We start from the raw sequence: 12,207 nt of genomic DNA on the forward strand, positions 1-12,207 counted from the left end.
TGCAGGCGATTCTTCACGCCGGGTGAAATCATTGTGGCGAGGGGGCTTGCCCCCGTTCGGCTGCGAAGCAGTCGTAAATCCGGTAGATGCGATTTAATGGATGTACGCGGTTAACAGGGAAGGGGCCGCTGCGCAGCCCAACGGGGGCAAGCCCCCTCGCCACAGAGTCAGCGGTGCTCGTTAAAGGCTAAACCGCCCAACCAGGGTGTTCAGGTCTACCGCCAGGCGCGACAGTTCATTGCTCGCCGCACTCGTCTGATTCGCCCCGGTGGCCGACTGTACCGACAGGTCACGGATGTTAACCAGGTTGCGATCCACTTCACGGGCCACCTGTGCCTGTTCTTCAGCGGCGCTGGCGATCACCAGGTTGCGCTCGTTGATTTCGACGATGGCGCTGTTGATGGTGTCCAGCGACATCCCGGCGCCGCGGGCGATGTTCAGGGTCGATTCGGCGCGTTCGGTGCTGTTGCGCATCGAATCCACCGCGTGCTCGGTGCCGCTCTGGATACTGCCGATCATGCGTTCGATCTCGCTGGTCGACTGCTGGGTGCGGTGAGCCAGGGCACGTACCTCGTCGGCCACCACCGCAAAACCACGACCGGCCTCACCGGCGCGCGCGGCCTCGATGGCGGCGTTCAAGGCCAGCAGGTTGGTCTGGTCGGCCAGGCCACGGATCACATCCAGTACCTTGCCGATGTCACGGGACTCGTTGGCCAGGTCGCCGATCAGGGTCGCGGTGCTCTGCACGTCGGCGCTCATGCGTTCGATGGCGCTGACGGTTTCCTGCACCAGGTCACGGCCGTCACCGGCAGATGTGGTGGCGTTCTTCGAGGCCTCGGACGTGCTGACCGCGTTACGCGCGACTTCTTCCACGGCGCTGGTCATTTCGTTGACTGCGGTGGCAGCCTGTTCGATTTCGTTGTTCTGCCGGGTCAGGCCGCGGGCGCTTTCGTCGGTGACGCTGTTGAGTTCTTCTGCGGCAGACGCAAGTTGCGTGGCCGAGCCGGAAATGCGCTGCAGTGTGTCGCGCAGTTTTTCCTGCATCTTCGACATGGCCAGCAGTAAACGGCCGGCTTCATCCTGGCCGTCAACGGTGATCGGGCGCGTCAGGTTGCCTTCGGCAATCTGTTCGGCGGCGCCCAGGGCATTGGCGATCGGTTGGGTGATGCTGTTGGTCAGCAACCAGGCGAGCAGCAGCGTCAAGGCGGTGGCGATCACCAACAGGGTGATTACCAGGTTGAACGCCGAATCGTATTGATCCGCCGACTGCTGGTTGGTGTCGTGGCTCTGCTGGGTGTTGATCTCCAGCAGGCGGTTCAACACGGTGTTGACCGCTTCGGAGTTGTTGAGCAAATCGGTGTTGAGCAGGCTGCGCAATTCATCGACCTGATTGTTGCGCGACAGGGTCTTCATCCGGTCTTCGATCTGGCGGTATTGACCCAGCAGCTGTACGTATTGATCGTAGGTCGCACGTTCCTGCGGGCTGGCGATCAGCTTTTCGTAGGTTGCCTGGGCCGTGCGAATCTGCTGGTTGCGCGTCTCCAGCAGTTCCATGGTTTTCTGCTGCACATCAGGCTCGCGGTTCACCAGCAAGCGATAGGACAGCACGCGCAGGCGCAAGGTGAGCTGGGTGAAGTCGTCCAGGCTCTTGATGCTCGGCACACTGTTGTTGGTGATGTTCTCGGCCGCGCCGCGGATCTTGCTCATCTGATTCAAGGCAAACACCCCCAGAACCATCATCAAGCCGCCAATCAGGGCAAAGCTGAGGAACGCCCGAGGGGCGATATTCATATTACGAAGGGACATGGCAATCACCGAGAAGAGCGCATCCGCGCGGGGCTGAGGCTGCTGTATGGATGGCTTATCGGTCGCCGGACTGAAGTCTTGAGTCCTTGCGCGTTTTTACTGCGACCGGGCGAGCCCGCTCGCGAAAAACGCATGGACAACGCAATCATTCAGACAGGGCGCGATATCGTTCACGTCCATCGCGAGCAAGCTCGCTCCTGCATAGGCGGGCGACGAAGTGCAGGAACCAGATCGGGGTATCACAGTCTCTACAGTTCGCGAGAAAGGTCACTTGTCAGCAAAATCAAGGCTTTGCGCCTGTATAACCCTGGCATCCAGGGTGACTTTTCTTTATCGTACGCGCCCTTTGAAAAAGCCCGGAAAATCAAAATGTTGGAAGCATCCCTAAGCCAATTGGAACAACTGGTCAGTGACCTGGTGCAACAGAACCAGACGTTGCTCGGCACCAACCAGACCCTGACCGCAGAACTGGCCCAGGCCAAGGATGAAAATGAAAGCCTGCAACTGAACCTGATGGAGCAGGAAGAGAAGCAAGGCGCCACGGCGGCTCGCATCCAGGCCCTGGTTGAGCGCGTCAGCGCAGGCCCTGTCAGCGCATGAGTTACAACGCCGCAGGGGTAAAAGTCGTCTCGATCCTGGGGGAGGACTATTCGATCAAGGCACCGGCCGGGGAAGAACAGACCCTGCTGGACGCCGCGATGATGTTGAAGGCAGCCCTGGCCGAAACCAAGAGGAAGTACCCGACGCTGATCGGTGACCGATTGCTGGTGCTGGCGGCGATGAATCTGTGCTCCCAGCAGATCGAAATGCAGAAACAGCACAAGCTCGACCTCGACCGTTACCAAGAGCAAGTCAGCGCCACGGTTGAGACGATTGCTAGAACAATAGGCCAAGGTTGACAGGAGGACTTTTTCTTCGAGGGTATTCAGCGAGGGCTTTTCGGGAGTAATTTTCTTCATTAATCGGCATGTTCAAAAGGGAGGCGGTAAGCCTCCCTCTCTTGATTTGTCATCATTATTGTCGATCAAATATTTTCTAATCCTAAGCCGAAAGAATAGAGGTGCGATGAAGGGCTTCGACTGAAGAGTTTAAATTCGACTTTGTAAAGATTATTGTCTGCGTTTAGTACAATATCGCCGGATTTGGCATAAGGCAAAATACCTAGTCGGGCCTCAACGTTTGTATTTAGCTGAATATCCTGATGTCCCGCAGCTTCTACAATCGTCTCGATGCTCCATTCGCTCCCGTCCATTTTATGGCTAATGAACTTTTTGGAGCGTGCCATATATGTCGGTGGGTTGTTTGGGATGTTAAAATTGTAAGAATTTCCGGGGTGGGAAAGTTTAATTGATTCATTTAGGGTTACCCAGATTGGATCGTCAGCTTCAGGATCATCTTGATGTTCAGGGTTAAGTGAATCAGCAGCCTCGTTAACCGCATCGAAGTGCCAGTTAGGGAAATAGAGGCCATTAGTGCGAATCATAAAGGCTTGGCTAATGAGTTTAAAGGTACCTTGAGGTGTGATGCAAATGTCGCCAATTATAGCAGGTGGTCTCTCAAGTGTTGAGTTAATAACTGATGTTTCCAGCTCATATGTTGATTCTGCGCGCTCTAAAATTAACTTGATTGTTATGTCTCTTGGAAAGTTGTGGATTGGTTCGAAGTTTGCTTTGAAGGTTTTAGATTTTACAATATAGTTTTCTCTTCCGCCGTCTAAATCGAAGTGGTCTCCAACATCGGCGAATCTAATTGCATCATTCTGCGGCATGATTTTTTCTGATGTGATCTCAATTTTAGTTGTCATGAGAATTGTCCTCAGGTTACGCTTGCCCGTTGATGGTGTGTTAGAACTTGAATCTCAAACTTCCGTATTTGAGGTACGGATCATAAGGGGCAAAAGTCGATCTGTGACCTGTTACAAATGACAGGTTAATCGATTTATCTTTCTCATTTCGTATGCTGGTACTGGATGGTGACTGACCGTAATCAGACGTAAGTCAGCGCCACGGTTGAAGTGATTTCCAAGACGATCAATCAGGCCTGATCGGCTTTGCGCACAACCAAAGAATAGATTGTCGGTTGGTTTGTATACAATCGGCACGGCTGTTGCAGTGTTTCAGCCTCTTATTCTTTGGGGGTGCTCCATGCAGTTCTGGCGACGCAGTATTCAATGGCAGTTGATCCTGAGCATGGGCACCGCCCTGCTGGTCAGTATCCTGATTGTGGTTGGCATTTATACCCTGGTGGTCAACCGCCTCGCCCAGAGCTATCTGGTCGAACAAGCGTTGCCGTCGAGCATCGAAGCGATGCGCAACGACATCGAGCGGATCCTCGTTCAACCCCTTACCGCCGCCAAGGACATCGCCAGCAACAGCATGGTGCGCGACTGGCTGGCCGGGGGTGAGGACAGCGCCAGGACCGCCAGCTTCGCGCAGTATCTGGAAGGCATTCGCGCCGAGCACAAAGCCTTTACCGCGCTGATCATCGGCACCGCGTCCAGCCATTACATTACCGAAAAAGGCCTGGACCGCACCCTCAGTCGTTCCAATCCCAAGGACGCCTGGTTCTACTCGTTCCTCGACAGCAACCAGCCGCGCACCCTCAATATCGACAACGACACGGCCACCGGAGAATTGGCGCTGTTCATCGACCTCAAAGTCGAGCAGGCCGGTAAAGTCGTGGGCGTTGCCGGGCTTGGCCTGAGCATGAAAGAGCTGTCGGAGCTGATCCACAACTTCAGCTTCGGTGAGCGCGGCAAGGTCTATCTCGTGCGTTCCGACGGTTTGATCCAGGTTCATCCCGAGGCGCAATTCAGCGGTAAGCGTACCTTGGTCGAGCAGATTGGCGAGTCAGCTGCGCAAGCGGTCATGGGTCAAAAAACTGCCACCAACAGCAGCTTCCAGCGTGATGGCGAAGACTTTCTCGCGTTGAGTCTGCCTTTGCGCGATCTCGGCTGGACGCTGGTGGCCGAAGTGCCGCAATCGCAGATCTACGCCGAAGCCCGACGCGCCATGTGGATGAGCAGCGGTATCGGCCTGGCGGTGGCGATTGTGTGTCTGTTGCTGGTGGTGCTGCTGGCCCGTGGGTTGGTGCGGCCGATTCGTCAGGTAACAGCGGCACTGGTTGCCATCGGTAGCGGTGGTGGAGATTTGACCCACCGGTTAGATTCCAGTCGCGCCGATGAGCTGGGCGATCTGGCGCGCGGCTTCAATCGCTTTCTCGACAGCCAGCGCGACATGATTGGTGAAGTGCTGACCACCAGTGAGCGACTGCGCACCGCTGTCGGCCAGGTTGCACGGGTGGTGGATAACACCGCTGAGCGCTCCGGCCGCCAACAGGAAATGACCGACATGGTGGCAACCGCTGTCCATGAAATGGGCCTGACCGTTCAGGAAATCGCCCATAACGCCGGTAATGCGGCGCTCGCATCACAAACGGCTCGGGATGAGGCAATGCAGGCACGGGAAGTGGTGGGTGGCTCGATCCGCCATATCGAAAGCATGTCTGACGAAATCGGCGTTGCGGCCACAGCGGTGGGTGAACTGGCCCATCAAGTGGCGTCGATCGACCAGGTGCTGGCGGTGATTCGGGGGATTTCCGAGCAGACCAACCTGCTGGCGCTCAACGCCGCTATCGAAGCGGCGCGAGCCGGGGACATGGGGCGCGGGTTTGCCGTGGTGGCCGATGAAGTGCGGACTTTGGCGCGGCGTACGCAGGCGTCTACCGATGAAATCCAGCAGATGATCGGCAGTCTCAAACAGGGGGCGGAGAATGCGGTTTCGTCGATGCATTCCGGGCAAGCCGCGACCGGCACGGGTGTCGAGTCCAGCCAGCGTACCGGGGCTTCGTTGACCGCGATTACCGGGCAAGTGGAGCGCATCAGCGACATGAACCATCAGGTGGCGACGGCGACGGAAGAGCAATCGGCGGTGACCGAGGAGATCAACCGGAACGTACAGGGGATTTCCGACCTGGCGCGGGCGACGGCGGGGGAGGTCAGGGCCTGTCGGGATGATTGCCAGACGTTGCAGCGGTTGGCGGATGATTTGGCGCGGCAGATGGGTGGGTTCAAGCTGAGCTGATGTTTCGCCTGTGCGGGCCTCTTCGCGAGCAAGCCCGCTCCCACAGGTTTTCTGGTGTACACAAAATTGATGTTTCACACCGGCAACTGTGGGAGCGGGCTTGCTCGCGAATGGATTTCAGCAGCACCACAAAACTTTGATCAGAACCACTCATCCTGCATCCCCAGGCACACATCATCCCGAGCCTCAAGAATTGCCAGCTCATGATGGCAACCTGGCACTTCCCACGTAAGGAAGTAGTGCGCCGCCTGCAGCTTGCCTTTATAGAAGGCCACATCCGCCGCATTACCCTTGGTCAAACCTTCCTCGGCACGAATCGCCTGTTCCAGCCAGCGCCAGCCGATCACCGTGTGACCAAACACTTTCAGGTACAGCGCCGAGTTCGCCAGGCTGCTGTTGACCTTGCCTTGGGCCAGATCAGTCAGTAGGCCGATGGTCACGGTTTGCAAGCGGGTAACCAGTTTTTCCAGCGGCTCGCGCAGGGGCGTCAATGAATCAAACGCCTGTGCTCGCTCGCCAGCGTCGGCGATCAGGCGGATCAGTTGCTTGAGCCCCGCGCCACCGTTCTGCGCCAGTTTGCGGCCCAAAAGGTCCAGCGACTGAATACCGTGGGTGCCTTCGTGGATCGGGTTCAGGCGGTTGTCGCGGTAGTACTGCTCCACCGGGTATTCGCGGGTGTAGCCGTGGCCGCCGAGGATCTGGATCGCCAGTTCATTGGCTTTCAGGCAGAACTCCGACGGCCAGGATTTGACGATCGGTGTCAGTAAATCCAGCAGTTCATGGGCTTGTTTGCGTTCGGCTTCGGTCGCAAGCGTGGTGGTGTCATCGAACAGTCGCGCCGCATAAAGACCCAAGTCAAACGAACCTTCGACGTAAGCCTTTTGCGTCAACAGCATGCGTTTCACGTCGGCATGCTGAATGATCGCCACCGGTGCAGTGTTCGGGTCCTTACTGTCTGGCACGCGGCCCTGCGGACGCTCGCGGGCGTATTCCAGCGAGTACAGATAGCCGGCGTAACCAAGCATCACCGCGCCCATGCCGACGCCGATCCGCGCCTCGTTCATCATCTGGAACATGTAACTCAAACCATGGTGCGGCTTGCCCACCAGATAGCCGACGCACTCGCCGTTATCGCCGAAATTCAGTGCGGTGGAGGTGGTGCCGCGCCAACCCATCTTGTGGAACAGCCCTGCCAGCAACACGTCGTTGCGTTGGCCGAGGCTGCCATCGTCGTTGACCAGGAACTTGGGCACGATAAACAGCGAAATGCCCTTCACCCCGGCCGGTGCGTCCGGCAGCTTGGCCAGCACCATGTGCACGATGTTTTCCGACAGCGGATGATCGCCACCAGAGATGAAAATCTTGTTGCCCTTGAGGCGATAGGTACCGTCAGACGCAGGTTCTGCGCGTGTACGAATATCCGACAGCGACGAGCCTGCGTGGGGTTCGGTCAGGGCCATAGTGCCGAAGAAGCGGCCATCGATCATCGGTTGCAGGAAGCGGCGCTTCTGCTCATCGGTGCCGAAGCTCTCGATCAGGTTCGCCGCGCCCATGGTCAGGAACGGATAGGACGTCGAAGCCGCGTTGGCCGATTGAAAGTGCGCGAAGCAGGCCTGGGACAGCAGCGTAGGAAGCTGCATGCCGCCAGCGTCGAAACTGCGCGCGGCGTTGAGGAAACCGGCTTCGAGGAAGGCGTCTACCGCCGGTTTCACTTCCGGAATCAGAATCGCCTGACCGTTCTCGTAGCGCGGCTCGTTCTCGTCGCCCTTGCGGTTGTGCGGGGCGAAGAATTTCTCGGCGATGCTGCGGGCGGTGCCGATGGCCGCATCGAAGGTTTCGCGGTTGTGCTCGGCGAAACGCTCACGCTGGGTCAGGCCCTCGGCATCAAGGACTTCATACAGCTCGAAAGCCAGATTACGGGAACTGAGCAACGTCTCGGACATGGCGGCCTACCTTTTATTGGAGTGGACCGAGTCTAGGCTTGTGAATTTATGCTGAATAGCATGATTGATGAGCGTGATAATTGGGCAGAGCAGAGGCTTTGCAGGCGCCACAAAGCCAATGTGGGAGCGGGCTTGCTCGCGAAGAGGTCGCCACATTCAACATTTAAGTTGACTGACAGTCCGCTTTCGCGAGCAAGCCCGCTCCCACAGGGATTTGATTGCCAGGCAGCCATTGCGGCTGCCTGGCGTATCGGTGTTAGCCGATAGTCATCAGGCTGGCATTACCACCCGCCGCAGCGGTGTTGACGCTCAACGCACGCTCGATCACCAGACGCTCCAGCGCAATGTTGGTTTCGCCCTGCGACAGGCCCTGAACCCCAACGATGGCGCCGGCACGCTTGGCAACCTGCTGGCACACTGCACGCAACTGGTCGGAATGGCCGTGATGCAGAACCGCATCAAACACCACTTCGTCCTTGTTCCAGTCGGAAACCAGCTTGATGCGCGCCTGAATGTCCTTCGGCAGGCGTGCGAACAAGGCCTTGGTCATGTCAGCTTCCGGCCATACCGCCGAACCGCCGACAGCCAATACCGCCGCCAGTTGCGTCAGCAGATCACCTTCGACTTCCGCCAGGCACAGCACGTGTTCCCGTGGCAGGATCGCATAGCTGTTGCGTTCGCCGGTCGGGCCGGCCAGGAGGCGGGTGATACCGCTTTGCGATTGTGCGGCGAACTGCACGCACAGGGTGCTCAGGTCGGCGAACTTGTGGTTGTCGGCCCAGGCTTTCAAGGCGGTCAGCGGCTTGCTCATGGCGTCGCGCAGACGAAGGTCCGGTGCTGCGGCAGCATCGCCGCGAGCGAAGGATTGTTCGATCGCATCCGCAGGGCGGGTCGACAGCAGGCGGTACAGGTACAGCGGGCCGCCGGCTTTCGGGCCGGTACCCGACAGGCCTTCGCCGCCGAATGGCTGCACGCCTACTACTGCGCCAACAATGTTGCGGTTGACGTAGACGTTACCGGCGTTGACGTTGTCGATCACCTTGGCAATGGTCTCGTCGATGCGGGTGTGCACGCCCAGGGTCAGGCCGTAGCCGGAAGCGTTGATCTGGCCGATCAGTTGATCGATGTCCTTGCGCTTGTAGCGAACCACGTGCAGCACCGGGCCGAAGATCTCCCGCTGCAGTTCGTCGAAGCTTTCCAGTTCGATCAGTGTCGGCATCACGAAGGTGCCGCGTTTGACTTCTTCGGCGTCGGCGATGGCCACCTGGTACACGCTGCGACCTTTGTCGCGCATGGCCTGGATGTGCTTCTCGATGCCAGCCTTGGCTTCAGCGTCGATCACCGGGCCGATGTCCACGGACAGACGCTCAGGGTTGCCGAGACGGCTTTCAGCCATGGCACCTTTGAGCATTTCGATGACGCGGTCGGCGGAATCTTCCTGCAAGCACAGTACACGCAGAGCCGAGCAACGCTGGCCGGCGCTGTCGAACGCCGAGGACACCACGTCGATCACAACCTGTTCGGTCAGTGCCGAGGAGTCGACGATCATCGCGTTCTGGCCACCGGTTTCGGCGATCAGCGGAATCGGACGACCCTGGCTGTCCAGGCGGCCGGCGATGTTGCGTTGCAGCAAGCGCGCGACTTCGGTGGAGCCGGTGAACATCACGCCTTTGACGCGATCGTCGCCGACCAGGCCGGCACCGACGGTTTCGCCACGGCCCGGCAGCAGTTGCAACACGCCTTCCGGGATGCCGGCTTCGAGCATCAGGCGCACGGCCTGAGCGGCGACCAGCGGCGTTTGTTCCGCAGGCTTGGCCAATACCGGGTTACCAGCGGCCAATGCAGCAGCCACCTGGCCACTGAAGATCGCCAGCGGGAAGTTCCACGGGCTGATGCATACGACTGGGCCCAACGGACGGTGAGCGTCATTGGTGAAATCGTTGCGTGCCTGCACCGCGTAATAACGCAGGAAATCCACGGCTTCACGCACTTCGGCGATGGCGTTGGCGAAAGTCTTGCCGGCTTCGCGGGCCAGCAGGCCCATCAGCGGCTGGATCTCGGCTTCCATCAGATCGGCGGCACGTTCCAGGATCGCGGCGCGCTCGGCGGGCGGCGTGGCCTGCCAGATCGGTGCAGCGTTGAGGGCGCACTGGATCGCGTTGTCGACGTCTTCGACGGTCGCTTCCTGCACATGGCCGACCACGTCACGCAGATCGGACGGGTTCAAGACCGGTGCCGGGGCTTCGCTGCTGGAAGCGCAACCGAGCATCGGCGCCGCTTTCCAGTGGTTGTGTGCGGTTGCGAGCAGCGCGCAGGACAGGGATGCCAAACGATGTTCGTTGGCCATGTCGATGCCGCTGGAGTTGGCGCGCTCGGAGCCATACAGGTCACGCGGCAGCGGAATGCGCGGGTGCGGCAGGCCGAAACCACCTTCCACGGTCGCCATTTGCTCGATGCTGGCTACCGGATCGGCCACCAGTTCCTGGATCGAAATCGACTGGTCGGCAATACGGTTGACGAACGAAGTGTTCGCGCCGTTTTCCAGCAGGCGACGCACCAGGTAGGCCAGCAGGGTTTCGTGGGTGCCGACTGGGGCGTACACGCGGCACGGACGGTTCAGCTTGCCTTCGGAAACTTTGCCTACAACCTGTTCATACAGCGGTTCACCCATGCCGTGCAGGCACTGGAACTCGTACTGGCCCGGGTAATAGTTCTGACCGGCGATGTGATAAATGGCCGACAGGGTGTGGGCGTTGTGCGTGGCGAACTGCGGGTAGATGACTTCCGGTACCGACAGCAGCTTGCGGGCGCAAGCGATATAGGACACGTCGGTGTACACCTTGCGGGTGTAGACCGGGTAGCCTTCCAGGCCTTCGACCTGGGCGCGCTTGATTTCGCTGTCCCAGTACGCGCCTTTTACCAGGCGGATCATCAGGCGATGACGGCTGCGGCGAGCCAGGTCGATCACGTAGTCGATCACGTACGGGCAACGCTTCTGGTAAGCCTGGATCACGAAACCAATGCCGTTCCAGCCAGTCAGTTGCGGCTCGAAGCACAGGCGCTCGAGCAGATCCAGTGACAGCTCCAGGCGATCGGCCTCTTCGGCGTCGATGTTCAGGCCGATGTCATATTGCTTGGCCAGCAGGGTCAGCGACAGCAGGCGCGGGTACAACTCGTCCATCACGCGCTCGTACTGGGCGCGGCTGTAACGCGGGTGCAGGGCGGACAGCTTGATCGAGATGCCCGGGCCTTCATAAATCCCGCGACCGTGGGAGGCTTTGCCGATCGAGTGGATGGCTTGTTCGTACGAGGCCAGGTACTTCTGTGCGTCGTGCTCGGTGAGTGCGGCTTCACCCAGCATGTCGTAGGAATAGCGGAAACCTTTGGTTTCGAACTTGCTGGCGTTGGCCAGGGCTTCGGCGATGGTTTCGCCGGTCACGAACTGCTCGCCCATCAGGCGCATGGCCATGTCGACGCCCTTGCGGATCATCGGCTCGCCGCTCTTGCCGATAATGCGGCTCAGGGACGACGTCAAACCAGCCTCGTTGTGGGTCGACACCAGTTTGCCGGTCAGCAGCAGGCCCCAGGTGGCGGCGTTGACGAACAGCGACGGGCTGTTGCCCAGGTGCGGCTGCCAGTTGCCGGTGCTGATCTTGTCGCGAATCAGGGCGTCGCGGGTGCCTTTGTCCGGGATGCGCAGCAGCGCTTCGGCCAGGCACATCAGCGCCACACCTTCCTGGGACGACAGGGAGAACTCCTGCAACAGGCCCTGGACGATGCCGGCACGGCCGCCAGCGCTCTTCTGGTTGCGCAGTTTTTCAGCAATCGAGGCGGCGAGTTTGTTGGTGGCTTCGGCCATCGGTGCCGGCAGGCGAGCCTGCTCGATCAGCATCGGCACGACTTCCGGCTCAGGGCGACGGTAGGCGGCGGTGATCGACGCGCGCAGTACCGATTGCGGCAGGATGCTTTCGGCGAATTCAAGGAAGCACTGGTGGGCGTGATCCAGAGGCGCGTCGACGGAGTCGTCGAAATCCTTGGTCGAACCGTTCAGCTCGGACAGGGTTGCACCACCCTCGAGTTTTTCCAGGTAATTGAAGATTGCCTGCTTGATCAGCCAGTGCGGTGTGCGATCAATCGAGGTCGCGGCGGCCTTGAGGCGTTCGCGGGTCGGGTCGTCAAGTTTGACCCCAAGGGTGGTGGTAGCCATGTTTTTATCCTCATGTTTGCCACGACTGCGTGGCATCAGCTGGCGGCAAGATTAGCCGTGCGACTGTTGAGGTGCAACCGGGTGCAACCCTTTTTTTGTCGGAATATTACGCAGCTCGTCAGGAAATAAATTCTGGTACGGCGGTGCTGCCTTTGCTTGGTGCTTTTTA

General features: G+C 59.1%; 7 protein-coding genes. 3 read left to right on the forward strand and 4 right to left on the reverse strand.

From position 1 onward, the window contains the following. Positions 1–180: 180 nt before the first annotated feature. On the reverse strand, positions 181–1,806 hold the full coding sequence (locus PspS34_RS02110; RefSeq protein WP_102671119.1) for a methyl-accepting chemotaxis protein: 1,626 nt from the start codon (positions 1,804–1,806) through the stop codon (positions 181–183). 369 nt (positions 1,807–2,175) lie between these two features. Between PspS34_RS02110 and PspS34_RS02115 the strand changes: the two genes are divergently transcribed. Both PspS34_RS02115 and PspS34_RS02120 read left to right on the forward strand, forming a co-directional pair. Further along, positions 2,176–2,406: a hypothetical protein gene (locus tag PspS34_RS02115; protein WP_090452750.1), complete on the forward strand. Its 231-nt coding sequence runs from the start codon at positions 2,176–2,178 to the stop codon at positions 2,404–2,406. Beyond that, positions 2,403–2,705, forward strand: coding sequence for a cell division protein ZapA (locus PspS34_RS02120; protein WP_154861155.1), 303 nt, complete (start codon positions 2,403–2,405; stop codon positions 2,703–2,705). The genes PspS34_RS02115 and PspS34_RS02120 overlap by 4 nt, the downstream gene beginning before the upstream one ends. Before the next feature lie 125 nt (positions 2,706–2,830). Here the strand turns inward: PspS34_RS02120 and PspS34_RS02125 are convergent, their stop codons facing one another. Further along, complete coding sequence (locus tag PspS34_RS02125) at positions 2,831–3,610, reverse strand: hypothetical protein (RefSeq protein ID WP_154861154.1); 780 nt, start codon at positions 3,608–3,610, stop codon at positions 2,831–2,833. A gap of 340 nt (positions 3,611–3,950) precedes the next feature. Between PspS34_RS02125 and PspS34_RS02130 the strand changes: the two genes are divergently transcribed. Beyond that, positions 3,951–5,888 (forward strand): methyl-accepting chemotaxis protein, encoded by a 1,938-nt coding sequence (locus PspS34_RS02130; protein ID WP_102671116.1) that lies wholly within the window; start codon positions 3,951–3,953, stop codon positions 5,886–5,888. Between the two features lie 140 nt (positions 5,889–6,028). Here PspS34_RS02130 and PspS34_RS02135 read toward each other — a convergent pair whose 3' ends face one another. Together PspS34_RS02135 and putA are read right to left on the reverse strand one after the other, a co-directional pair. Continuing rightward, positions 6,029–7,831: an acyl-CoA dehydrogenase gene (locus PspS34_RS02135; RefSeq protein WP_154861153.1), complete on the reverse strand. Its 1,803-nt coding sequence runs from the start codon at positions 7,829–7,831 to the stop codon at positions 6,029–6,031. 256 nt (positions 7,832–8,087) lie between these two features. Further along, positions 8,088–12,038 (reverse strand): trifunctional transcriptional regulator/proline dehydrogenase/L-glutamate gamma-semialdehyde dehydrogenase, encoded by a 3,951-nt coding sequence (gene putA, locus PspS34_RS02140; protein WP_150811925.1) that lies wholly within the window; start codon positions 12,036–12,038, stop codon positions 8,088–8,090. Positions 12,039–12,207: the final 169 nt, after the last annotated feature.

This window comes from Pseudomonas sp. S34 (assembly GCF_009866745.1).
Classification (GTDB): Bacteria; Pseudomonadota; Gammaproteobacteria; order Pseudomonadales; family Pseudomonadaceae; genus Aquipseudomonas; species Aquipseudomonas jessenii.